Annotated in this window: 25 protein-coding genes; 4 read left to right on the forward strand and 21 right to left on the reverse strand. The window is 40.0% G+C overall.

Annotated elements, in window-relative coordinates; translation table 11 throughout:
* Positions 1 to 37: 37 nt before the first annotated feature.
* The 10 genes from ACYQ21_RS02930 to ACYQ21_RS02975 form a co-directional block, all read right to left on the reverse strand.
* Positions 38 to 541 carry a hypothetical protein gene (locus ACYQ21_RS02930; protein WP_460054957.1) on the reverse strand — a complete coding sequence of 168 codons (504 nt, stop codon included), beginning with the start codon at positions 539 to 541 and terminating at the stop codon, positions 38 to 40.
* Positions 531 to 734, reverse strand: coding sequence for a hypothetical protein (locus ACYQ21_RS02935; RefSeq protein ID WP_460054959.1), 204 nt, complete (start codon positions 732 to 734; stop codon positions 531 to 533). Before ACYQ21_RS02935 ends, ACYQ21_RS02930 begins: the two co-directional genes overlap by 11 nt.
* The gene (locus ACYQ21_RS02940; protein ID WP_460054960.1) at positions 734 to 1,051 is read right to left on the reverse strand and encodes a hypothetical protein; all 318 of its coding nucleotides are present in this window, start codon (positions 1,049 to 1,051) and stop codon (positions 734 to 736) included. The genes ACYQ21_RS02935 and ACYQ21_RS02940 overlap by 1 nt, the downstream gene beginning before the upstream one ends.
* 102 nt (positions 1,052 to 1,153) lie before the next feature.
* Entirely contained in the window at positions 1,154 to 1,612 is a 459-nt protein-coding gene (locus tag ACYQ21_RS02945) for a hypothetical protein (RefSeq protein WP_460054961.1), read from the reverse strand.
* A gap of 157 nt (positions 1,613 to 1,769) precedes the next feature.
* Entirely contained in the window at positions 1,770 to 2,183 is a 414-nt protein-coding gene (ndk, locus tag ACYQ21_RS02950) for a nucleoside-diphosphate kinase (RefSeq protein WP_460054964.1), read from the reverse strand.
* Between the two features lie 22 nt (positions 2,184 to 2,205).
* A complete protein-coding gene (locus ACYQ21_RS02955) occupies positions 2,206 to 2,643 on the reverse strand; it encodes a hypothetical protein (RefSeq protein WP_460054966.1) in 438 nt (145 codons plus the stop codon).
* Positions 2,644 to 3,411, reverse strand: coding sequence for an ABC transporter ATP-binding protein (locus ACYQ21_RS02960; protein ID WP_460054967.1), 768 nt, complete (start codon positions 3,409 to 3,411; stop codon positions 2,644 to 2,646). It abuts the gene before it with no gap.
* Complete coding sequence (locus ACYQ21_RS02965) at positions 3,401 to 4,240, reverse strand: ABC transporter permease (protein WP_460054969.1); 840 nt, start codon at positions 4,238 to 4,240, stop codon at positions 3,401 to 3,403. The genes ACYQ21_RS02960 and ACYQ21_RS02965 overlap by 11 nt, the downstream gene beginning before the upstream one ends.
* A gap of 39 nt (positions 4,241 to 4,279) precedes the next feature.
* On the reverse strand, positions 4,280 to 5,281 hold the full coding sequence (trpX, locus tag ACYQ21_RS02970) for a tryptophan ABC transporter substrate-binding protein (RefSeq protein ID WP_460054972.1): 1,002 nt from the start codon (positions 5,279 to 5,281) through the stop codon (positions 4,280 to 4,282).
* Between the two features lie 48 nt (positions 5,282 to 5,329).
* A complete protein-coding gene (locus ACYQ21_RS02975; RefSeq protein WP_460054976.1) occupies positions 5,330 to 5,794 on the reverse strand; it encodes a hypothetical protein in 465 nt (154 codons plus the stop codon).
* Between the two features lie 201 nt (positions 5,795 to 5,995).
* Between ACYQ21_RS02975 and ACYQ21_RS02980 the strand changes: the two genes are divergently transcribed.
* From ACYQ21_RS02980 to ACYQ21_RS02990, 3 genes are all read left to right on the forward strand, one after another.
* Positions 5,996 to 7,624, forward strand: a complete 1,629-nt coding sequence (locus ACYQ21_RS02980; RefSeq protein WP_460054979.1) for an Rqc2 family fibronectin-binding protein — start codon at positions 5,996 to 5,998, stop codon at positions 7,622 to 7,624.
* A 272-nt stretch (positions 7,625 to 7,896) separates the two neighbouring features.
* Positions 7,897 to 8,220, forward strand: coding sequence for an STM3941 family protein (locus ACYQ21_RS02985; RefSeq protein ID WP_460054981.1), 324 nt, complete (start codon positions 7,897 to 7,899; stop codon positions 8,218 to 8,220).
* 228 nt (positions 8,221 to 8,448) lie between these two features.
* The gene (locus ACYQ21_RS02990; protein ID WP_460054982.1) at positions 8,449 to 9,426 is read left to right on the forward strand and encodes an L-lactate dehydrogenase; all 978 of its coding nucleotides are present in this window, start codon (positions 8,449 to 8,451) and stop codon (positions 9,424 to 9,426) included.
* A 76-nt stretch (positions 9,427 to 9,502) separates the two neighbouring features.
* On the opposite strand, the gene ACYQ21_RS02995 is transcribed toward ACYQ21_RS02990, so the two are convergent.
* The 8 genes from ACYQ21_RS02995 to ACYQ21_RS03030 form a co-directional block, all read right to left on the reverse strand.
* Positions 9,503 to 10,459, reverse strand: a complete 957-nt coding sequence (locus ACYQ21_RS02995) for a Gfo/Idh/MocA family protein (RefSeq protein ID WP_460054984.1) — start codon at positions 10,457 to 10,459, stop codon at positions 9,503 to 9,505.
* Positions 10,460 to 10,537: 78 nt separating this feature from the next.
* Positions 10,538 to 11,920 (reverse strand): PTS sugar transporter subunit IIC, encoded by a 1,383-nt coding sequence (locus tag ACYQ21_RS03000; protein ID WP_460054987.1) that lies wholly within the window; start codon positions 11,918 to 11,920, stop codon positions 10,538 to 10,540.
* An 80-nt stretch (positions 11,921 to 12,000) separates the two neighbouring features.
* Positions 12,001 to 12,855: a DUF7916 family protein gene (locus ACYQ21_RS03005; protein ID WP_460054990.1), complete on the reverse strand. Its 855-nt coding sequence runs from the start codon at positions 12,853 to 12,855 to the stop codon at positions 12,001 to 12,003.
* A gap of 2 nt (positions 12,856 to 12,857) precedes the next feature.
* On the reverse strand, positions 12,858 to 13,907 hold the full coding sequence (locus tag ACYQ21_RS03010) for an oxidoreductase (protein WP_460054993.1): 1,050 nt from the start codon (positions 13,905 to 13,907) through the stop codon (positions 12,858 to 12,860).
* A gap of 20 nt (positions 13,908 to 13,927) precedes the next feature.
* Positions 13,928 to 14,251, reverse strand: coding sequence for a PTS sugar transporter subunit IIB (locus tag ACYQ21_RS03015; RefSeq protein ID WP_460054996.1), 324 nt, complete (start codon positions 14,249 to 14,251; stop codon positions 13,928 to 13,930).
* 159 nt (positions 14,252 to 14,410) lie between these two features.
* Positions 14,411 to 15,799, reverse strand: a complete 1,389-nt coding sequence (locus tag ACYQ21_RS03020; RefSeq protein WP_460054998.1) for a PTS sugar transporter subunit IIC — start codon at positions 15,797 to 15,799, stop codon at positions 14,411 to 14,413.
* A gap of 12 nt (positions 15,800 to 15,811) precedes the next feature.
* Positions 15,812 to 16,135 carry a PTS lactose/cellobiose transporter subunit IIA gene (locus tag ACYQ21_RS03025; RefSeq protein WP_460055000.1) on the reverse strand — a complete coding sequence of 108 codons (324 nt, stop codon included), beginning with the start codon at positions 16,133 to 16,135 and terminating at the stop codon, positions 15,812 to 15,814.
* 19 nt (positions 16,136 to 16,154) lie between these two features.
* Positions 16,155 to 17,132, reverse strand: coding sequence for an aldo/keto reductase (locus ACYQ21_RS03030; RefSeq protein ID WP_460055003.1), 978 nt, complete (start codon positions 17,130 to 17,132; stop codon positions 16,155 to 16,157).
* A gap of 231 nt (positions 17,133 to 17,363) precedes the next feature.
* Here ACYQ21_RS03030 and ACYQ21_RS03035 point away from each other — a divergent pair, with 231 nt between their 5' ends.
* Complete coding sequence (locus ACYQ21_RS03035) at positions 17,364 to 18,083, forward strand: GntR family transcriptional regulator (protein WP_460055006.1); 720 nt, start codon at positions 17,364 to 17,366, stop codon at positions 18,081 to 18,083.
* A 52-nt stretch (positions 18,084 to 18,135) separates the two neighbouring features.
* On the opposite strand, the gene nadA is transcribed toward ACYQ21_RS03035, so the two are convergent.
* Genes nadA through nadB form a run of 3 tightly spaced genes read right to left on the reverse strand, consistent with a single transcriptional unit; the run spans position 18,136 to position 21,662 of the window.
* Positions 18,136 to 19,248, reverse strand: coding sequence for a quinolinate synthase NadA (nadA, locus tag ACYQ21_RS03040; RefSeq protein WP_460055008.1), 1,113 nt, complete (start codon positions 19,246 to 19,248; stop codon positions 18,136 to 18,138).
* A gap of 49 nt (positions 19,249 to 19,297) precedes the next feature.
* Positions 19,298 to 20,164, reverse strand: a complete 867-nt coding sequence (gene nadC, locus ACYQ21_RS03045) for a carboxylating nicotinate-nucleotide diphosphorylase (RefSeq protein ID WP_460055011.1) — start codon at positions 20,162 to 20,164, stop codon at positions 19,298 to 19,300.
* Between the two features lie 7 nt (positions 20,165 to 20,171).
* Positions 20,172 to 21,662: an L-aspartate oxidase gene (gene nadB / locus ACYQ21_RS03050; RefSeq protein ID WP_460055013.1), complete on the reverse strand. Its 1,491-nt coding sequence runs from the start codon at positions 21,660 to 21,662 to the stop codon at positions 20,172 to 20,174.
* Positions 21,663 to 21,703 lie beyond the last annotated feature (41 nt).

A 21,703-nucleotide genomic window follows, 5' to 3' on the forward strand; every position in this document is an offset into this window, starting at 1 on the left:
AGCGGTCTCAAAAGCACTCTCAAGCGATTTGTAGTCTTTATCGAAAGAATCCCCACCCGATAACTTTTACGCTCTCTATCGGGTCATTTTGAGCCTTTGTGAGCATGACAACGTTTAAATAACTCTCTTTCTTGTAATCTAGTATGAAAGTTTGCCCCTCAATTACCACACGAGCAGCATTTTTATCATAGCTATTCAGCTGGCGCTTCGCAACTTCATAGACGCCATAGCCATATTTTTTCTCAAATTGCGAATCCAAATAAGTACGATAGTGGAGGATATCATCTCTAGTCAAATATGGGCTAGTCTTTAAAGCCTCCGCTGTATAATGGCGCACTTGAGCATCACGAGTTTCAAAATTTTCTGAGTTAGTGTACCGACTAACTGTAAAATTATCCTCATCTTCTGAGATGTATTTTTGTAAGAACGCAACATCTGAGGCACCCCCCGCTCTTTTCCCATACTTATAGCTACGAAAAGCAGCCGTTTTGATTTTTTTAATCTCAGCAGCTGAAAATTCAGGTGCTTTTTCAAATTTCATATCCTAACCTCTTCCTATTTTTCTGCAAATTCAATGAGCAAGGCACATTTTCAAGCCAATTTATCTCATCAAGTTTCCGAAACATGTCACGCTTCGTTTCAAAATCTTCGATAAACAGTCGTCCTTCTTTGAGTTCACGGTAGATAATCGTCAATGTATCAAAATCAATTTTGGCAATACGTGCCTTCGTCATCAGATTTCCCCCTTGTCATAAAATGTCGGTGCATCAAATGTTTCAAATACCATGATAGGTTCATTCAAAATTGAATCATCCTCAGCCATTAAAGCTCGATTGGCCCTGTCCGCCATCATGTTGTTTTGAATCATCATCAGATTTTTGACTTTGTTCTTGAAATCTTGTTCGCTGAAGTCAATCTCCATCGTCCAATCATTCAAGTCACCAGTACCTTGATAAACAATTGACTTGTTGTCACGGCTCACGGCAATTACTTGCCATAAAGTGTTTGGGTCGTAGACCTCGGTGTTAAATACAGTCTTTGTTTTAGCCATTTTTTACCTCAATTTCTATTTTTGATACTACATTTTCCCAAGAATTTAAAAGAGCAGAAAAAAAGGCACAAAAAAATCACGATTTCTCGTGACTATCTGAAACTATCGTTTGGGATTATAAGTAAATTGGATACGCTCAACTGGTTTTGTCCAATCGCAACGTCTTACTTTTTTTCTTAGCCAATAGTTGCTCCACCCCGTAATTCTCGCTAAATCATTATGGCTATAACCTATACTAACTAAGTATCCAAGATCTGACATGCTATTTTGAAGTGCTTTCCCAACTTTACCCAAATCTTTCTTTTTCTCACGTAAATCCTGATATTGTGAGTCTTCATTCCAAGCTTTTTGCATATTAGCTTTATGCTTTCTAGCCTGATAAATCGAATCTTTGACTTTTTCTTTAAGTTCAACATCAGTAATTGATTGAACAACTGGTAAATCGTCAACCAATTCTTCAAATTCATAAGTTTTGGGGTTCAAAGTCCCTAAATCAACAAGTGGATCATAGCCGTAACCTCTTGCAGCTTGAAACATCATACCTTGATGATTGATTCCCATTATACTGTCTCCTTAGTTTTTCCCTTAACTTTTCGTCCCACTGATACCTTATCAACTTTATTACCTTCTTTTATAATGACCTGGTAAGCATCAATGTTTTCTTTGTCCATCCAATATTTTTCAGCAAGTTATTTTCTTTGGATAGAATTTGTATGGATTAGTTGCCAAACCAAAGGGCAATTTCACGTGCTGCTGACTCAGGGCTGTCTGAACCATGGACAATATTTTCAACAGAATCATCATCAGAAGCATGCGCAAAATCACCACGAATCGTGCCCGGCAATGCGTCTGAGGGGTTCGTTGCACCCATCATTTTACGCCAAGAGTTAATCACATCAGAACCTTTCAAAACGCCTATCACTACTGGCCCTGAGGTCATGTAAGAAACGATATCAGGATAAAAAGGACGATCAACAAGATCGGCATAATGCTGTTCAAGCAATTCTTTCGTGATATGACGCATTTCTAGTCTTTCAATTGTAAACCCACGATGTTCGATGCGATTAACCACTGAACCAATTAATAATCTGCGAACACCATCAGGTTTGATGATAAAAAAAGTATTTTCCATTTGAAGTCTCCTCTATCTATTATTAATCATTATTTTTATTTTCTATCTGTGCCATACGCTTGAGCTTATGCAGAAACCAATATTCACAGAATAGGACTAGGATAATCAAAATAGCCCACCCCATCAAGGTAAATGCTAAAACTAGCAGACTGGTCGCACCTTTTCTGATATAGATTTTTGTCGGATGATTATGATTGACATAAACAGGAATCTCCGTCCCAACTTTACCAAAGTTTTTAAAAAAATTAGCGACAGGAGCTGCCTGATAGTCTTTCCCTTGGAAAGTGTAAGCCACCAATTTGCCACGCTCAGGATTTTTAACCACCTGACCGATAACTAAAGTCTTAACTTCCTTATGTTCCGTCAAATACCGTTGAAAATTCATACCCCCGACAAACAGCAGAATCAGAGCGAAAAATGCCAAGACCACACGTGAAATTCTTTGTAGTATCTTATTCATTTAATCAAATATCCTATAGAAATCTTCTAATTTCATCTGTTCTTTCTCCGAAGTTGGCAAATCTTGTACGATTTGACCATCCTTCATGACAATCAAACGATTACCATATTTGAGCGCATCCTCCATGTGATGCGTAATCATTAACGCAGTCAAATCTTTGCTAGTAACCAAATCATCCGTCAACTGCATTAAAGCCACTGACGTTTTCGGATCCAATGCCGCCGTATGCTCATCTAATAAAAGCAAATCTGGTGGCACAATCGTCGCCATCAACAAACTCAGTGCCTGTCTTTGCCCACCCGATAAATTCCCAGTCGGCGTATCCAGATGCTTCTCCAAACCATTACCGATTTGCTCAGCCAGACTCGCAAAATCTCCCTTGTACTTGGCGATATTACGTAAACCCAGACTTCTTCTCTGTCCCCGAAGCGCTGCGATAGCGATATTTTCCGCCACCGTCATCCGAGGCGCTGTTCCCACTTTTGGATCTTGAAACACGCGTGAAATGGCAGCAGCACGCTTTTCAGGACTGTGATTTGTCACATCGTTGCCCTTGATGAACACTGAACCTGAAGTTAGTGTTAGCGTACCTGAAATCGCATTAAATAAAGTAGATTTCCCAGCACCATTCCCACCTAAAATAGTAATGAAATCTTTGTCGAATATTTTTAATGACACATCATCTAAAATAACTTTACGCTCGTCACCATTTTCAATGACTTTCGTCGCATTTTTGAGTTCAATAATTGGGTTCTTGTCATTTGGCATTGAGCTTCACCCCCTTGAAAAATTTGTCTTTAAAGGTCGGAATCATCAAGCAAATGGCTAAGACAATGGCACTGAAAAGTTTGAGATAATTAGTATTGAAGCCTAGTTTAATAACAGCTAAAATCAAAAATTGATAAAAAATCGATCCGATAACAATGGCAAATAAACGTTCAAAAAGTGAGACATTACCAAAGAAAACCTCACCAATAATGATACTAGCAAGTCCTATGACGATGACACCGATTCCTTTAGAGACGTCTGCATACCCATCGTTTTGTGAAATTAAAGCACCCGATAGCGCTATGACACCATTGGACACGACTAAGCCTAAGACTTCCATTCTTCCCGTGTTAATCCCAAATGACTGAGCCATCTCGACATTGTCACCCGTTGCAATGAATGCCTGACCTAGGTTGGTATTGAGAAAATAGAAAATGAGCATTAACACAAGGAGGACGGCAGATACACTAATCCAAGTGCTTTTGAGCTTATCAGCACCAAGTAGACCTAGATTAGCACGCCCCATAATCATGAGCATGACAGAGTTACACGATGTCATGACCAAAATCCCAGCCAAAAGGGTCGGAATTTTACCTTTGGTGTAGAGTAAACCGGTAACAAGACCTGCCACACATCCTGCAAGAAAGGCAACAAACGTTGCAATGACAGGATTAACACCTTGTGTGATGAGTGTCACGGCAACCGCACCACCCAAAGGAAATGCCCCTTCTGTCGTCATATCTGGAAAATTTAGAATCCGAAAAGTCATAAAGATACCCAGACCCAAAATCGCCCATAATAAGCCTTGATTAATCGTTGATAATATCATAGTAAATCTAAAACGTCATCTATTTTTTAAAATGATGCTTTATTTCGTCCCCTTTTCTTCTGCTGCTTTGGCAGCTTTAGCGACACTTTCAGGAATAGTAATGCTTAACGTTTTAGCTGCTGCTCCATTAATCACTGGTTTGGTTGTATCGTAAAACTCGACTGGCAACTCTGACACTTTTTTACCTTTCAAGACTTGTGCTGCCATTTTACCTGTTGCCACACCTAAATCGTGTTGATTGATGGTCACTGCCGCTAAACCGCCTTGTTCGACCATTGTATCAACTGATGGAAAAACTGGAATTTTGGCTGCATTTGATAGCTCAATAACTGTCGGAAAGGCTGAGGCAATTGTATTATCTACGGGTACATAGAGGGCATCTACTTTTGAAAGTGCAACGTTAACGGTTGTTGTGATATCATTAGTTGATGACACGGCATATTCAGAAACTTCATAACCTTGCTCGCTCGCAACTTTTTTAAAGTCAGCAACTTGTGATTTAGAGTTATCTTCTGATGAGCTGTACAAAATACCGATTTTTTTAACATGAGGTGTCATTTCTTTAATCAGATCAATTTCTTTCGCAACCGGAAACTTATCTGAAACGCCTGTTACATTCCCTTCTGGTTTTTTGACATTTTTTACGAGTTTAGCCCCTACTGGATCTGATACAGCACCCATGATAACAGGTATGTCTGTTGTCGCATTAGCAAGGCCTTGTGCTGTTGGTGTCGCAATACCGATGAGGACATCATTTTTTTGATCTACGAGTTGGCTTGCCATTGTCGTTACTTTTGATTGGTCAGCTTGCGCATTGTAAAAATTGATTTTAGCATCTGCATAGCCTTCATCAGCTAAGCCTTCTTTAATACCACTGTAAATTTCATCCAAGGCAGGATGAGTCACGAACTGTAAGACACCGACTTTTACGTCAGCATATTTAACTTTATTTTGTTGCTGGAAAAATTTCGGGATGAAAATAGATCCCAAGCCTAAGATGGCAATAACAGCAACAACGACTAGCATTTTTTTATTTTTCATTTTGTAATAACTCCTTATTTATAAGTAGATGGGGCAAGAAAACTTGACTCAATTAGCCGAAAGTTTTTTAAGTTGGTCAACTAAACTTTGATCAAAAGCAGTTTTTGATGTAACCGGATAGATGGCAGTTGACTTACCACCTTCAAATTGTACGACATTGATGGCTGTCTTGTCGAGATTAAGTTTCGCAATCAGCTTATCGTGATAAAGTTCTTGGAAAATATAGATGGTTTGAGATAAGTTTAAATTCTGATTTTGATTGATAAACTGATCAAATTTTTGATTGAGCTTGGTATTTTGCACATTCAAAATAATCACGGTTGCTTTGGAATGAGATCTAAGCAAGGCTTTGATATCATCATTTGGCACTGCCTTAATTTGATCTGTTACTGTGACTTTTGGAATAATTCGACCTTCCTCTCGTCGAACATGCCGATGAATGCGAGGGGTTATAATAATCAAGAGCAGCACAATGCCGATGCAGACACCCCAAATTCTATATTTTTTATTCATAGTCTCATTATAACTGAAAAAGAGGCTTTTTACAAAAAATTCTGATAAAATAGGAGAAAAGAGCTAAAGTCCTTCGTATTTTATTTCTAAGATAATTCAAATGACCTAAAATAGCAAGTTTTTTAAAGAGGCGTTGCAAGATGTACTGACTAGTTGCCAGCTTGACTTGTTCTACTAACGTATTCAGACTAAGGAGTTACCATGTCTTTTGACGGTATTTTTTTACATCACATGACTCAGGAGTTATCTGAGCATCTAACAGGTGGTCGCATCCAGAAAATTAATCAAGTTTTCGACCATGAATTGGTGCTGCAGGTTCGCAGCAATCAAAAATCCCACAAATTATTATTATCCGCCCACCCTACTTTTGGGCGTGTCCAGCTAACCGAAACTGTTTTTGAAAGTCCTAAAACACCTTCGACCTTTACCATGATTTTACGGAAATATCTCAGCGGTGCTTTCATTGAAAAGATTTATCAGATTGACAATGACCGCCAGATTATCTTTGAAATTTCTTCTAAAAATGAAATCGGCGATAGCATGAAAATTGCCTTGATTGCTGAAATTATGGGGAAACACAGTAATCTTATTCTCATGGATTGGGAGTCTAATAAGATTTTGGAGTCCATTAAGCATGTTGGCTTTTCACAAAACCAATATCGGACAATTCTCCCCGGATCGACTTATATTGCGCCACCTAGTGATAGCAAAAGTAATCCTTTTACGGCATCTGATGAAAAAGTGTTTGAAGCCTTGCAAACTGGTGACAATTTACAGAAAATTTTCCAAGGACTGGGGCGGGATAGTGCCGTGGCTTTAACAGGTCTAAGCTTGAACCATTTCAAATCGCTTTTAACAACGGTCTCTCCTTCAATTTATCCCAATGATACTTTTTCAGCGATTTGCTTATCTGACGATGCGCAAGTTTTTGAGACCTTGTCTGCTATGCTCGACCATTATTACCAAAATAAGGCTGAGCGAGATCGAGTCCACCAAGTCGCAAGCGAGGTCATCCGCAAGGTGGCTGGAGAGCTGGATAAAAATCGTAAGAAACTGAAAAAACAAGAACGTGAGCTGAAAGCAACGGATAATGCTGAGATTTTCCGCCAAAAGGGCGAGTTGTTGACGACTTTTCTGCACGAGGTGCCTAATAATAAACTATCGGTCACATTGGAAAACTATTATACCAATGAGCCACTTGAAATTGCACTCAATCCAGCTTTAACGCCCAATCAAAATGCTCAGAAATATTTTCATAAATATTCTAAGCTGAAACAGGCAGTCAAGTTTTTGGGGGAACAGATTGCCAAGACTCAACAGACGATTACTTATTTAGAGTCTGTCGAAAATGCGCTAGAGCAAGCTTCTGTGACTGAGATTGCCGATATTAAAGAAGAATTAATTCAGACTGGTTTTATCAAGCAGAAACACCGTAACAATAAGAAACAAAAATTGCTACCGCCTGAAAAATATCAGGCAACAGACGGCACGATTATCCTAGTCGGCAAAAATAATCTGCAAAATGAACAGGTCAGCTTCAAACTCTCTCGAAAAGGCGATTTATGGTTTCATGCCAAAGATATTCCCGGTTCTCACGTCATTATCACAGGCAATCCTGCGCCGTCTGATGAAACGATTACTGAGGCTGCTGAACTTGCTGCCTACTACTCCAAAGCACGCCTGTCCAATCTCGTTCAGGTGGATATGATTGATGTTAAAAAACTCCATAAACCAACAGGGACACCGCCCGGTTTTGTGACTTATGTTGGTCAAAAAACCTTGCGAGTGACGGCCAATGAAGCTAAAATTCGTGAGATGAAGTGTGATTAAGCTCGCCTTCATTCTTCCCAAACAACTTATAACTAAAGGAAATGGTTCTCTATGTCCACTAACTCATCAGAATTTGTTGTTTATCAAAATAAATTGAAACAGTTTGGCTTAGCTATTTTAAGTCTGTTAATGGTCTTCATGTCTCTCATTTTATTCATGGGTATTTTAATTCAAGGACAGTTTTTATTAAGTAGCATTCCTCTAATTGCCCTATCTTTTTTGGTTATGCTACTTATTATATTTTTAAGCAGTTGTTTAAAGGTAAAAAATTAGTGGTTTTAACACCAGAAGGCTTTTATGATTACTCGTCTGCATTGGCAACAAAAGATAAAATCATTCCTTGGGAATGGGTGGAAAAAATTCAAGAACAACAAATGGTTGGTCAACGCCTTGTTTCTATCTACTTAATAGTTCCTGTTGCTTTCCTCTCCCAACTTTCAGCCTTTCAAAGAAAAGCGATTCAAGCCAATGTCAAATTAGGTTTTGGCGAAATTAATATCACGCTGCAAAGTGCTAAAAGCTGTACAAATTCTGACTTAATCACTAAAATGATAAGTTGCCATGCCACTGTTCCGAAAGATTTAACTATAAATTGACGATAGACTTTTTGTGTCGGCTTCATAAGTTGTGACCCTAAGCATAATTTTTTAATCTTTAAAAAATCGACAGATTAAACTTAATTAAAAAGTCTTTTTAGAAATCGTTTTCAGAAATTTTCTTGAAAAAGCCAAACTTATTGTCTGACAAAATCACGCTAAAGTGATATAATTTAACTGTTTGAAAAACTTGGAAATACCAAGAATTTGAAAGGAATTCATAACATTATGACTGATGTAAAATTGCACAAAAAAGTAATCCTCGTAGGCGATGGCGCTGTCGGATCTTCTTACGCATTCGCCCTTGTTACCCAAGGTATCGCTCAAGAACTTGGTATCGTTGATATCTTCAAAGAAAAAACTGAAGGTGATGCCGAAGATTTGAGCCATGCGCTTGCCTTTACGTCACCAAAAAACATCTACTCAGCAACTTACGCTGATGCACATGACGCTGACCTTGTTGTCTTAACCGCTGGTGCACCACAAAAACCGAGTGAAACACGTCTTGATTTGGTTCAAAAAAACCTCCGTATTAACAAAGATGTTGTGACACAAATCGTTGCTTCAGGTTTCGACGGTATCTTCCTTGTTGCCGCTAACCCAGTTGATATCCTGACTTACTCAACATGGAAATTCTCTGGTTTCCCTAAAGAACGCATTATCGGTTCAGGCACATCACTTGACTCAGCTCGTTTCCGCCAAGCCCTTGCGGAAAAAATTGGTGTTGACGCACGTTCAGTCCATGCTTATATCATGGGGGAACATGGAGACTCTGAATTTGCAGTTTGGTCACACGCTAACGTTGCCGGTGTGAAACTTGAACAATGGTTGCAAGATAACCGCGACATCGACGAACAAGGCTTAGTTGACTTGTTCATCAACGTTCGTGATGCTGCTTACTCAATCATCAACAAAAAAGGTGCGACTTTCTACGGTATCGCTGCTGCCTTGGCTCGTATCACAAAAGCTATCTTAGATGATGAAAATGCTGTCTTGCCACTTTCAGTTTACCAAGATGGTCAATATGGCATTAACGATGTCTTTATCGGCCAACCTGCGATCGTTGGTGCTCACGGTATCGTTCGTCCAGTCAATATTCCTTTGAATGATGCTGAACAACAAAAAATGGAAGCTTCTGCTAAAGAATTGAAATCAATCATTGATAAAGCCTTCTCTAAAGAAGAATTTAGCGCTGCTGTTAAATAATAAAGTGATATCAACACACCCAAAAGCTCTTGCCTTTCGATTCCGAAAGACAGGAGCTTTTGGGTTTTAATTTCCTTTATTTATTAAAGTTATCTTGATATAAAGCTTCAACCACTTTCCCTGTTGCAAGGGTCATCTCTGGCGTCATAATTGGACTCACAAATTGACCTGCCTTCAGACAGGATTCAACGTGAGCAATTTCGTAGACAAACTCACTCTGATAAGGAAAATGAATCTGTTCAGTTTTATCTCCAATTTCAATCACAGCAGTATCTGCTTTCCAATAATCTGGAATGGTCACCCGACCTTTACGACCATGAATGACCAGTCGACTTTCCAACTGAAAACTCGTCGCAATCAAGGTACTCATGACCATATTTCCCTTGGTTAAAATCCCCTGACCTTTATCATCAGACTTATCCGGCAAATGTGTTAAGACACCATGAGCCGAATCAAACCCAGTGCCAAATAAATACTGTAACACACTCAAAGGATAGGAGGCACTACCAATATAAGCGCCGCCACCAGCCGTCACATCACCAAACCACGGAATTTTTTCAACACCGGGATGGGATTGCTGACTATCAACCCACTCAATCTCTCCGATTTCTCCTGCTTCAAGCCGCTTTTTGACTTCTTGAATGGTAGGTAAAAAAACAGCTTTTTGTGCTTCCATCAGAAAGACATGCTTTTCTTTTGCTAAGTCAAAAAGTTGTTCTGCTTCTTGCGCTTTAAGCGTGAAGGGCTTTTCGAGTAAGACGTGTTTGCCGTGCTCAAGGGCAAGCTTGGCACCTGAAAAATGTCCTTTATTCCAAAGTGGGATATAAATCATATCCACCTCAGGATCTTTCACCAAAGCTTCATAAGTCTCATGAATCACAGGAATATCAAGTTCTTCTGCTAATTTTTGAGATTTTTCTCTACTGCGCGTTGCAATCGCATAGGCGAGACTGCCACTACTTTCCTTTAATCCAGCGACAAATCTCGGTACAATACTTGCACCACCCATGATACCGTATTTTAATTTTGTCATATCAAACGCCTTTCTCATCTAGTTTAATACAATGATAACAAAACTCGCATGAACAGTCTCACACGAGCTTTTTAGATTTTACGTAAAATCAGCAAAATCGCTGAAATCATCGTCTGCTACAACCGCAACCTCTCCATTGCCATCTTCGATTGGCATCGTATTTTCATATAACCTCAAGAAAGGCACATAGATACCTACTGAAACAGCTAACACAATAACTTGTAAGATAACATTACGGAAATCACCACCTGACGCGAAGAAAGCATTCAAAAATGGTGGTGTCGACCAATGCACATAGACAACAATGCGACTGACCAAATTAAATGAGGTTGCCACATAAGCGATGATGAGTGAAATCATTGGCGCTAAGACAAAGGGAATCATCATGAAGGGATTAAAGACGATTGGGAAGCCAAAAATAATCGGTTCATTGATATTAAAGATAGAAGTTGGCACCGTCATTTTACCAAACGTTCGATTTGACCGTCTCTTAGATAAAATAAAAATCACAATAATTAAGGCCAAGGTTTGACCTGTCCCGCCAATGTGACCATATAAATCACGAAATGGCGTTGTGATAATATGCGGAATGGCTTGATGGGCAGCAAAAGCATCCATATTTTCAGCAGTTGCTGTGTTTAAAATTGGATCTACAAAAGGGGTTACACCCGTTGGATGAATGCCGACTGAAAATAAGAGAATGCCAACACATTCCAAAACAAGGAAACCAGCCGGATGTGTCGTTAAACCAATCAAAGGTTTTTGAATCGTATTATTAATTAGTTCTTGAATTTCTTGCCCTGTCAGTAAATGGATAAAGAAAGTGAGCACTGCAAAAATAATCAAGGTAAAGGCAATCGGAAAAAGCGAATTAAAACTTTCTGTCACGGCTTCTGGCACATTTGAACCCATATTAATTTTAAATTTGGAACTTTGAAGAAATTTTGCGTATAATTCCGTTGCAAACATGGCACAAAGAATGGCAATTAACATCGTTTGTGTGCCAAAAGTACTAGAAGCGATAGCACCCGGCACCTCAACTAAATTATCAAAGTCTGCTATTGAAAATTTAGTTACCATTGGTAACGTGATGAAAAACGCCCCCAAGGCAACTGAAATGGCTAGACCAGCATTTGGTAACTTACGAGATTTGGCAATCGAATTCGCAATCAGCACAATCACGATAAGTGAAAAGATATTCATGCTACCATTAATCAGTCTTGCACCGAAGCCTTGGATAGTTGTTAAAAGTTCAGCATCAACAACTTTCCCCAGTAAAAAGCCATCTGGTGCTAAAATCACATAATTGATGAGAATCATAATCCCAGCAATAAATAGAAAAGGTAATGAGGTGACAAAACCGTCACGCAAAGCGCGCATGTGCATTTCTGATGCAACACGTTGCGCATAATCATTGACTTTTGAAATAAAACTTTTTTGATTTGTTTTTTCTTTCGACATTTTTCTCCCCTAAACAAGTTATTCGTTGTTGAAAAAAAGCAGATGAAAATAAACTTCATCTATCTCTTTTTATATATGCCTTAACGATTTGCACCACGCGCCATGCGAACAAAGGTATGACGGCGACCACGAATGGCGATAGAGGCATGGTAAATCGTAGATGGTACAGGCATGCCTGCGACGCCGGCATCACCGAGTTCAAAGACATCTGCTCCTGCGCGTTTAGCTGCAAGGGCGATATTTTGAATCGTTGCCTTGTCTGTCCCTTCTTGCGAAGTCCCAACGGTTGTTGAAACTAGCGCACCAGCCGCACGAACAGCTAGGATAATCTCCGCCAATTTAGCTTCGGTCACACCGGCAACAGCACCGGGTGCTGGTAAAGTGAGTAAATCCACACCAGCTGCAACGTAGGCAAGTAAGTTTTCAAGTTTTAAATCTGCACCATGGCTGACTACTGGATTGAGTGCCAAAAGCCCGTCATAACTGCCACGTGTGAGCTTGATATCAGCGATAATCCGCTCAGGTGTTGCCTCTGGTTTCACATAGGCTGTTAATGATAAGAAATTTGCACCTTTAGTCAAGACTTCCGCCAATGACGCAGGGGTCAAGCATTTGAATTCTGGTCCACCGTCTGCGATTTCCAGATTAATCCCCACACCCGTTCCTGTCAACTTGCGAAGTTCAGACAAATGCGATATCTCACCGAGACCTGCTATTTTCAGAGTTTTAACGTCTATCCCTTTTAGTAATAATAGGTCTGCTCCGAAGGCTGCTGCCATTTCACCATTGGTCACTTCTGGATATAATGGCGCATTTTCTGCGGCTAAGTTGACGAGGACGACACGCCCTTCGGATGCTTTGATTGCCTCTTTAATTTCCAAAGGCGTTGTTTCTTTGCCAAAATCTGATGCGGTACAAGCTAAAATACGATTCATGATTAGAGTTCCTCCACTTTGTAGACACTTGGACTTGGTGCTTTAAAACCAGCTTCCAAAATTTGAATGTTGGTCAAGGTCTCTTCGTCAGACACGAGTTTGTCAGCGCCATTTTTAAGCGTTTCATAGACCGAATCATAGTAGCGACCATAATCTCCCAGAGGTGTCTTGATTTGTTTTTCAATCCAGTCACCATTTGAATTGCGGTATTTAGCGATCCCATAATACATCACTGAATCTTCGCCAAATCCTGCGGCATCTGGCATGACACCAGCTTTCAAATCATTTTCTTGTTGGTCTTCACCATATTTAATAAATGAACCATTGCTACCATGAACGATGAAGCGCGGATAATCGCTTGCCACAACATGATTTGTTTTAACCTTGACCTTGAGCGTATTGCCATAATGCAAGTCAACATCAAAGTAGCTATCGACTGCACCGACAACCTCGTTGTTTCGGATGTCGTAAGCCACTGTATCTGGGCGACCAAAGAGGGCAATCATCCGATCCATGGTATGAATGCCAAGACCATAGAATGATCCATTTTCCTTAACCGCAGGCTCTGTGAAACTGCCCGGACGGTAGTAGTCGATATGTGTTTCAACTTCGTTAATTTCACCTAAGAAACCTTGTGCAATGACTTGCTTAACTGCCAAGTAATCACCGTCAAACCGACGATTTTGGTAAGGTTGAACCAGCACACCTTTTTCTTGCGCAAGGGCAAATAATTCTTTAGCGTGTTCAACTGTATCACAGAAAGGTTTTTCCACGATAACACTTTTGCCAGCTAAAATCGCTTGTTTGGCAAGGTCATAGTGCGTATGAGCTGGTGTACAAATCGTGACTAATTCAATCTCTTCGTCATTGAGCAAGACTTCAATGTCCGTGGTGAAAGCAACACCTTTAGCACGGTAAGGGGCAGCTAATGCCTCATTGATTTTCAGGTCAAAGATGGTTTTAACCTTGATATTTTCTCTCAAATTCACGTAGGGAAGATGGTAGCGGTTGGCGCTTTTACCAAAACCGATAAAACCTGTTACTAATGTCATATGATGTAATACCTAACTTTCTATTGTTGTGCGCGACGTTCGCGGATGAGGTTTAAAGCTTGTTTTAAAACGGCAGGTGCGTTGACACGACCAAAATCTTCAGCGCTGATCGCCTTAACTGGCACTTTTTCACCAATCCGTTCGGTGATTTTATCTTCCAAAAAAGCTAATTGTGGTCCTAACAAAACGACATCAGCCGTATCCGATTCTGTATCCACACGCGGCTCAGCTACTGCCCAAATCTTCACATCGAGCTTGTTGTCTGCTGCTACTTTTTGCATTTTATTGACTAAAAAGCTAGTCGACATACCTTCATTACAGCATAGTAAAATGTTTGTTGTCATCGTTTTTTCTCCTAATTAAGATGTTGAGGCGACTGCTTTGGTGTGTAGAAAATTAGGAAAAGACGTAAACGAACAACGTTCGTGCGTACTTTTATCTATTTTCCTAACACCAAGGAGCCGAAATTCAATTAATTTTATATCATCTATTTTTGCCGATAGTTACTGGAAATCTGCAAAGTCTGAGAAATCATCATCATCGATAGTAGATTCAGACTCAGCACCCACGACCTCAGACTCCATACTTAATTCGTAAGCCTTGAGGAAGGGAATATAAATCGCCACCATTAAAGTGATTAAAAGCAACTGTAAAATAACATTTCTAAAGTCACCACCTGAAGCAACAAAACCATTAATCAGCGGTGGCATCGACCAAGGAACATAGACGGCAATTCTGCTGACTAGTCCTGCCGCAGTGGCAAAGTAGGCAATGATAAAACAAATAAGTGGACCAAAGATAAAGGGAATCATAATCAATGGATTAAAGACAACTGGGAAACCATAGATAATCGGTTCATTGATATTGAAAATCCCAAGTGGGCCAGACATTTTTGCAAAGTCACGATTAAATTGTTTTCTTGAAACGATGAAAATCGCAATCACCAAGGCAATCGTTGATCCTGTCCCACCAATATGACCATACAAATCACGGAATGGCAACACAATAATATGCGGAATGTCCAAATGATTTTTGAAAGCATCTGAATTTTCAGCCATAGCTGCAAGCAATGGTGGCTCAAGAATTGGATTGACAATCCCTGACGGATGAATCCCGAGTGCAAATAAAAGATTGGTAAAGAAACAAAGGACAATGAAACCTGGTAAGCTAGTGGTCAGACCAACCATTGGTGCTTGAATGACTTTATTAATCAGGGCATGGACTTCTAAGTTTGTCAGTTGATGAATACCAAATGAAACAAAACCAGCCGCGACCAAGGTGATGATAATGGCTGTCAAAGCATTGAAAGATTGGGCAACTGCTGGTGGCACCGTTCCTGTCAATTTAATCTTAAGCTTTTCATTTTTGCTGAGCCAAACGAATAATTCCGTTGATAACATGGCAGCAAAGATAGCGACAAAGATACCCGATGTCCCTAATAGTGAAAAGGGTAAGACACCACCAACTTCGACAGCTTTTTCAGCACCGTTAGGAATGACTGCATTGACCAAAGGCATGAGTGTGAAAATCGTCCCAACCGCAACTGCTGAACAGAAAATTGGACTTTCTGCCTTACGGCTAGTACCGAGTGAATAAGCAATCATAATTGCGATTAAGAGTGAGTAACAGTTCAGTGAACCGTTAATAATTTTATTGCCTAATTCTTGCCAAGTTGCGAGTGTGCCATGATTGACAAAGCCAGCAATCCAACCGCCGTCAGGCGCAATGATGACATTATTAATCAGAATCATCAATCCTGCTAAAACGAGAAATGGCACCGATGAGACAAAGCCATCTCGCATGGCTCTAAAATATCTTTGCGATGCTGCTGCTTGCGCCACATCACTTAATTTTTTTAAAAATGGATTCGTTTGTTTAACTTGTGTTGCCATAAATATCCTTTCTTAGTTCCTCGTGAGTTCATACATTTTTTCATACATATCAATCATCTGATCTGCCATATCTTTCATCAAACCTGTCGTCATCAACTGATCTTCGGCGTGCATGAATAAAATGCCAAATTCAACTTTTCCACCACTTGCTTCTTCTTGAATCAAACCGAAGTGTTCATTGTGTGCGACACCTAACTTTTCATTAGCTTGTTTGAGTAGCTCCTTGCCTTCTGCAATTTGATTATCGCGTGCTTTTGCGATAGCACCCATAATCAGTGATTTTGCTTCACCAATTGCTGCAATCATTGTGAATGCAATTTGTTCCATTCCGTCCATTATTTATCTCTCCTTATGATTATAAAATGTGTTGAATTGCTTGTAATTCTGTATTTGTAAACGAGATATTGTCAAGTGCTTTGACATTTTCTTTTAGCTGACTAACGCGACTCGCACCAATAAGCACACTTGTAACTCCCGCATCTCTGAGTTGCCAAGCAATTGCAAGTTCAGCTATCGTTTGCTGACGTGTTTCGGCAATTACTTGTAGTTTGCGAACCTTGGCCAAATTTTTTTCAAATGTGACCGCATCCGTCAACGCCCCTTTTCGAGAAATGCGAGAATCTTCTGGAATTCCATTTAGATAACGATTGGTTAATTGCCCTTGTGCCAATGGACTAAACGATATATTACCAATTCCTTCATTAGCCGTTACTCCCTTCAACTCATCTTCAAACTCTCGTTCAAACAGATTATATTTCATCTGATTGATGATAAATGGCGTTTTTAATGTCTTGAAAATGCGACTCATTGCTTGGGCATCAGTAGCAGAATAGTTGGAAATACCGATATAGAGCGCTTTACCACTACGAACTAGCGAGTCCAAGGCCAAAGCTGTTTCTTCCAAGGGGGTCTCAGGATCATAGCGATGATGATAGAAAATATCAACATAATCAAGCCCCAACCGTTTCAAACTAGCATCACAACTTGACACTAAATATTTTCTTGAACCTCCATCACCATAAGGGCCATCCCACATCTGATAACCCGCTTTAGTAGAAATAAGCAACTCATCACGGTAAGTTTTCAGATGTTCTTTAAAAATCAGACCAAAATTTTGTTCTGCTGCACCCCCACCATAATTATTGGCTAAATCAAAATGCGTGATACCTAGATCAAATGCTTTTAAAATTAAATCCTTTTGCCTCGTTAATGGCATATCATCACCAAAATTTCGCCAAAATCCAAGAGAAATAGCCGGTAATTTCAGACCACTCTGACCAACTTGACGGTAAAGCATTTTATCATAACGTTTTTCGTTTGCTTGATAACTCATGTGTCAAAACTCCTTTTAAAATCAGAAAGCGCTTCCTTATATTTAAAAGTATATAGTTTTAAAAACTGTTTGTCAATAGATTTTTAAATATTTATTTTATTTTCAAATACAAGTCATAAATAACCTGTTTTAATGATATTGAAATCATAAAAAGACATTTTAAAACTATATTCTTTATTTTTAGATAAAAATGATATAATATATCTATATAGACTTTTATAAGGAGCAATCATGAGAACTAATACCAAGTATATTGATATTTATACACAAATTAAATACGATATTGAGTCGGGTAAATACCCAATCAATGAGAAGTTACCTCAAGGACGCATCCTCGCTGACCAATTTAATGTCAGTGAATTAACGATTACAAAAGCCATTAATTTGTTGGTGCAAGAAGGCTATATCGTGCGACGTAGAGGTTCAGGAAGTTTTGTCAAGAATTTCAAAAATTCGACAATTACTAAATTTTCACCTTTAACTGGTAGTACAGCTTTACATGAAGGTGAAGTTAGCTCGACGATTATCGGTTTTTCGACTGAAGCACCTACTCAGTATATCGCTGATAAGTTGAACATTGACAAAGAAAGTTTGGTTTACAAAATCATTCGACTGCGGACGATTAAAGATGTCCCCTCTATCATCGAATATACTTGGATGCCACTTGAGATTATTCCTGATCTGACAACCAAAGAGTTGGAAACGTCAATTTATAGTTATATTGCTAAAACACTCAATTTAACGGTTAAAAGTGCGCATATTAAAGTCGCTGGTGTCCGACCAAGTATTCTTGAAAAAGCCTATCTCAAGTTAAAAGATACGGATTTTCTGATGCAAACCGAGCAAATTGGCTACCTAGACGATGGGAGAATCTTTGAGTTTTCTATTGCTAGCCACATTCCAAGTGAATTTACTTTTGAAACTGTTTTAATCGCTAACGAACACGATTAATAAAAAACTCCCTCACACGAGCTAAAGCTTGTGTGAGGGAGTTTTTATCATATTATTTTGCCAACATCCGGTCAAGTGCCTTGAGGCCAGAGATTTGTGTGGTCTCATCTACTGTTATTTGCTGAATGGTTGAGCCTTGCTCTATTTCTTCTAGTGTCCATAAAAGGTGCGCTAGGCGAATGCGGTTCATGGTGATGCATGAAAAGGCAGAGGTATTAATGGACCTAATGTCATGATTAGGGAAGGTTTGAATCAAGCGATTCACCAGATTATTATCCGTGCCAATTGCCCACTTTGTCCCTTCGGGGCTAGCTGAGACTTCATCAATGATTTTTTTAGTTGAACCGTAACTATCTGATGCCTGCACGACCTCAATCGGACATTCAGGGTGAACCATGACCTTCAAGTCTGAAATTTGACTGCGTAAGGTTGCAATTTGTTCAACGGTATATTGTTGATGCACACAACAGCGCCCTTGCCAGAGAATAACTTTAAGATTTTGAAGGTCACCTTCTGCTTCCAGTCTATTTTGCTTAGGATGCCAAACTGCCATTTGCTCAAGTGGCACTCCTAATTGGTAGGCTGTATTACGCCCTAAATGCTGGTCTGGTAAGAAGAGGACACGTTGGTGTTTGTCAAAAACACGTTTTAAAATGGTCTCAGCATTACTAGATGTCACGATGACACCATCGTGATTACCAACGAAGGCTTTAACTGCTGCAGTTGAGTTGATATAAGTTACTGGTATGACAGGCTCAGTATAGGTTGTTTCTAAGACTTGCCAAGCCGCTTCTAACTGCTCTAAATTAGCCATATCTGCCATTGAACAACCTGCTAAAGCATCTGGCAAGTAGACTTTCTGATCAGCTGTTGTGAGCATATCAGCTGTCTCAGCCATAAAATGAACCCCACAAAAAATGATGTGTTTGGCTGACTGATTGGCCGCTGCTTCTTTGGCTAATTGTAATGAATCGCCTACATAATCTGCAAAGGGGATAATTTCATTTTTTTGATAATGATGTGCTAATATCAATAAATCATTGCCAAATTGTCTTTTTTTCTCATAGATTTTACGAATCATTTCACCGTCTGATAGGTGTAGATAGCGTTCAGGAATGATACGTTTCTTGTCAAATGTCGGGTTAGCTGTCTTTATAGCTGTCATGATTTCTCCTCATTTTATCTCGTTCAAGTTTATCTCAACTCACTTTTAGTCAGTCAACATGAGGCAAGTTTGTTTCGCCTTTTTCGCCGTTCTGACTGTTAAAGCTAATATCAAAAGCTAGGACTGAATGGGTTAGAGCACCTAGAGAGAGGTAGTCAGCGCCTGTATGCGCATAGTCTGCTAAGTTATCAAGTGTGATGCCACCAGAAATTTCAGTCAAAATCGTCTCAGGCACTAGCTTTGTCCAAGCAGCGACTTGTTCTGGTGTTCGGTTATCAAACATGATAATATCAGCTTTAGCATCAATCGCTTCAAGTAATTGTGCCTCTGTTTCGATTTCGACTTCAATTTTAAGCATTTGACCAATCTGCTCGCGAACTTTCTCAACTGCTTTTGAGATACTACCCGCATAAGCAATATGATTATCTTTGAGCATGACGCCGTCGTAGAGTCCTACCCGATGATTGAAACCACCACCGATTTTAACGGCCAATTTATCAAAATAGCGCAAACCCGGGGCTGTTTTTCGTGTGTCACAAATCTTAATCGTTGAATCATTTAATGTTTGAATCGCTATATCGGTGAAAGTGGCAATCCCACTCATCCGCTGTAAGAGATTCAAAATCACGCGCTCCCCAGTTAGCAGGGTTCGGATATTCCCCGTTGATCGCCCAATAAGCTGACCTTTTTTAACGCTATCACCATCCGCCACGCTAGAGATAAAAGTCGCATCTTGACCTAACAAATCATAGACTTGCTGCGCCACTTCTAGTCCGGCAATGATACCATCTGCTTTGGCAACAAAGACGCCACTTCCTTGTTCACGCGCATCAAAAATTAAATCTGCCGACAAATCGCCAGTGCCAATATCTTCAATCAAGAAGGCTTTTAGTTGTTCTTTTGCTTGTAAATTCATGCGACGGTTATTCCTCCGATAATAAGTAGTGTGCACCGAGACTTTCAGTCCGAGCAAGCGCTGCATTGGCAATCGTTTCTGCGACAAGACATAGGTTAGCTGTCTCAATTTGATGACGATCTGTACAGGTTTGGTCTAAGCGCTGATAATTAAAGCTTGCTAACCAAGCTAGAAACTGGCGGATGGTTCTAGGTCTTCGGATGATGCCTAGTGCATCAGATGTTCGTTTGACCAAATCAGCGCGATTTGGTAGGCGCATCTTACTTGATGATTGTGTGACTTGCTGTACTTGCTCACTTGCAGACCTGTTCTCCTTGTCTGACAAAATAGCATGTGCCACACTTCTAGCAAAACTAAGCCCTTCTAGTAAAGAATTACTCGCCAAACGATTAGCACCATGAACGCCTGTAAAGGCGACTTCTCCTACCGCATATAAGTGTTTAACTTTTGTGCGACCTGAAAAGTCTGTTTTGACCCCCCCCATCAGGAAATGCATGCCTGGTTTAATGGGGATACGCTGACTGGTTTCAAAATCAATATTATTCTGCTTCAAATAGCTTGCAATAGCTGGGAATTGCTGAGAAAAATTCGTGACAGACGAGACGTCCAAATAAATCTGGTGTCCCGCTTGTATCTCTTCATTGACGATCCGACTGACGACATCTCGTGGTGCTAGGTCAAGCTTACCAGAGCGACCAATCATAATCGGACGATCGTTTTCATCAACCAAAATAGCCCCAGCACCTCTGACAGCCTCTGAAATCAGAATCGGATGTACTTTTTCGCCACCGTCTAAAAGACTAGGATGGAATTGCAAAAATGCCATATCAGACAAATCGCATCCTGCACGTAAGACCATGGCGATACCATCTCCAGTAATCGTCTGATCATTACTCGTATCCTGAAACAAATGCCCAATGCCACCACTTGCTAAGACAACATCATCTGCAATTATCGTTTGCCGTTGATTCTCGACATCAAGATAGCTCACTCCGCAAACTTGACCGTCTTCTACAATAAAATCCACAGCAAAAGTCTGGGGTAACCATTTGACCGCTGTCAGTTGCTCATGGATAAAACTTGTCAACTGACGACCTGTTTGATCGCCACCTGCATGTAAAATTCGCTTATGTGTATGCGCGCCCTCAAGTCCTAAATCTAGTCGTCCATCAGCAGTTTGGTCAAAAACCATCCCCAGATCAATCAAATCTTGAATCACTTGAGGCCCTTCATGTACCATTTTCTCAACTGCTTCTTTCTGATTATGAAACACACCAGCAGACATGGTATCCGCGACATGAGATGCTTCATTATCTGGCGCTTGTCCTTCTTCAATACGCTTGCTTGGCATGACAGCCGCAATGCCACCCTGAGCCAGCATCGAATTACTGTCTTCTTGATTTCCTTTACAAATAATTGTGACAGCCGCTTGCCCTTTTAAATATAAAGCAACGGTTGCACCTGCAATGCCCGAGCCAATAATCACAACTTTTTTCATCGTCTCTTCTTTCAACTACTGTCCATTTATTCAGGACATTA

This window comes from Pseudolactococcus yaeyamensis, from assembly GCF_054658615.1.

What these genes read in the sequence shown, in the direction of transcription:
- ACYQ21_RS02930 (WP_460054957.1), bottom strand. Translation starts at nt 541, where the DNA reads ATGAAATTTGAAAAAGCACCTGAATTTTCAGCTGCTGAGATTAAAAAA.
- ACYQ21_RS02935 (WP_460054959.1), bottom strand. Translation starts at nt 734, where the DNA reads ATGACGAAGGCACGTATTGCCAAAATTGATTTTGATACATTGACGATT.
- ACYQ21_RS02940 (WP_460054960.1), bottom strand. Translation starts at nt 1,051, where the DNA reads ATGGCTAAAACAAAGACTGTATTTAACACCGAGGTCTACGACCCAAAC.
- ACYQ21_RS02945 (WP_460054961.1), bottom strand. Translation starts at nt 1,612, where the DNA reads ATGGGAATCAATCATCAAGGTATGATGTTTCAAGCTGCAAGAGGTTAC.
- ndk (WP_460054964.1), bottom strand. Translation starts at nt 2,183, where the DNA reads ATGGAAAATACTTTTTTTATCATCAAACCTGATGGTGTTCGCAGATTA.
- ACYQ21_RS02955 (WP_460054966.1), bottom strand. Translation starts at nt 2,643, where the DNA reads ATGAATAAGATACTACAAAGAATTTCACGTGTGGTCTTGGCATTTTTC.
- ACYQ21_RS02960 (WP_460054967.1), bottom strand. Translation starts at nt 3,411, where the DNA reads ATGCCAAATGACAAGAACCCAATTATTGAACTCAAAAATGCGACGAAA.
- ACYQ21_RS02965 (WP_460054969.1), bottom strand. Translation starts at nt 4,240, where the DNA reads ATGATATTATCAACGATTAATCAAGGCTTATTATGGGCGATTTTGGGT.
- trpX (WP_460054972.1), bottom strand. Translation starts at nt 5,281, where the DNA reads ATGAAAAATAAAAAAATGCTAGTCGTTGTTGCTGTTATTGCCATCTTA.
- ACYQ21_RS02975 (WP_460054976.1), bottom strand. Translation starts at nt 5,794, where the DNA reads ATGAATAAAAAATATAGAATTTGGGGTGTCTGCATCGGCATTGTGCTG.
- ACYQ21_RS02980 (WP_460054979.1), top strand. Translation starts at nt 5,996, where the DNA reads ATGTCTTTTGACGGTATTTTTTTACATCACATGACTCAGGAGTTATCT.
- ACYQ21_RS02990 (WP_460054982.1), top strand. Translation starts at nt 8,449, where the DNA reads ATGACTGATGTAAAATTGCACAAAAAAGTAATCCTCGTAGGCGATGGC.
- ACYQ21_RS02995 (WP_460054984.1), bottom strand. Translation starts at nt 10,459, where the DNA reads ATGACAAAATTAAAATACGGTATCATGGGTGGTGCAAGTATTGTACCG.
- ACYQ21_RS03000 (WP_460054987.1), bottom strand. Translation starts at nt 11,920, where the DNA reads ATGTCGAAAGAAAAAACAAATCAAAAAAGTTTTATTTCAAAAGTCAAT.
- ACYQ21_RS03005 (WP_460054990.1), bottom strand. Translation starts at nt 12,855, where the DNA reads ATGAATCGTATTTTAGCTTGTACCGCATCAGATTTTGGCAAAGAAACA.
- ACYQ21_RS03010 (WP_460054993.1), bottom strand. Translation starts at nt 13,907, where the DNA reads ATGACATTAGTAACAGGTTTTATCGGTTTTGGTAAAAGCGCCAACCGC.
- ACYQ21_RS03015 (WP_460054996.1), bottom strand. Translation starts at nt 14,251, where the DNA reads ATGACAACAAACATTTTACTATGCTGTAATGAAGGTATGTCGACTAGC.
- ACYQ21_RS03020 (WP_460054998.1), bottom strand. Translation starts at nt 15,799, where the DNA reads ATGGCAACACAAGTTAAACAAACGAATCCATTTTTAAAAAAATTAAGT.
- ACYQ21_RS03025 (WP_460055000.1), bottom strand. Translation starts at nt 16,135, where the DNA reads ATGGACGGAATGGAACAAATTGCATTCACAATGATTGCAGCAATTGGT.
- ACYQ21_RS03030 (WP_460055003.1), bottom strand. Translation starts at nt 17,132, where the DNA reads ATGAGTTATCAAGCAAACGAAAAACGTTATGATAAAATGCTTTACCGT.
- ACYQ21_RS03035 (WP_460055006.1), top strand. Translation starts at nt 17,364, where the DNA reads ATGAGAACTAATACCAAGTATATTGATATTTATACACAAATTAAATAC.
- nadA (WP_460055008.1), bottom strand. Translation starts at nt 19,248, where the DNA reads ATGACAGCTATAAAGACAGCTAACCCGACATTTGACAAGAAACGTATC.
- nadC (WP_460055011.1), bottom strand. Translation starts at nt 20,164, where the DNA reads ATGAATTTACAAGCAAAAGAACAACTAAAAGCCTTCTTGATTGAAGAT.
- nadB (WP_460055013.1), bottom strand. Translation starts at nt 21,662, where the DNA reads ATGAAAAAAGTTGTGATTATTGGCTCGGGCATTGCAGGTGCAACCGTT.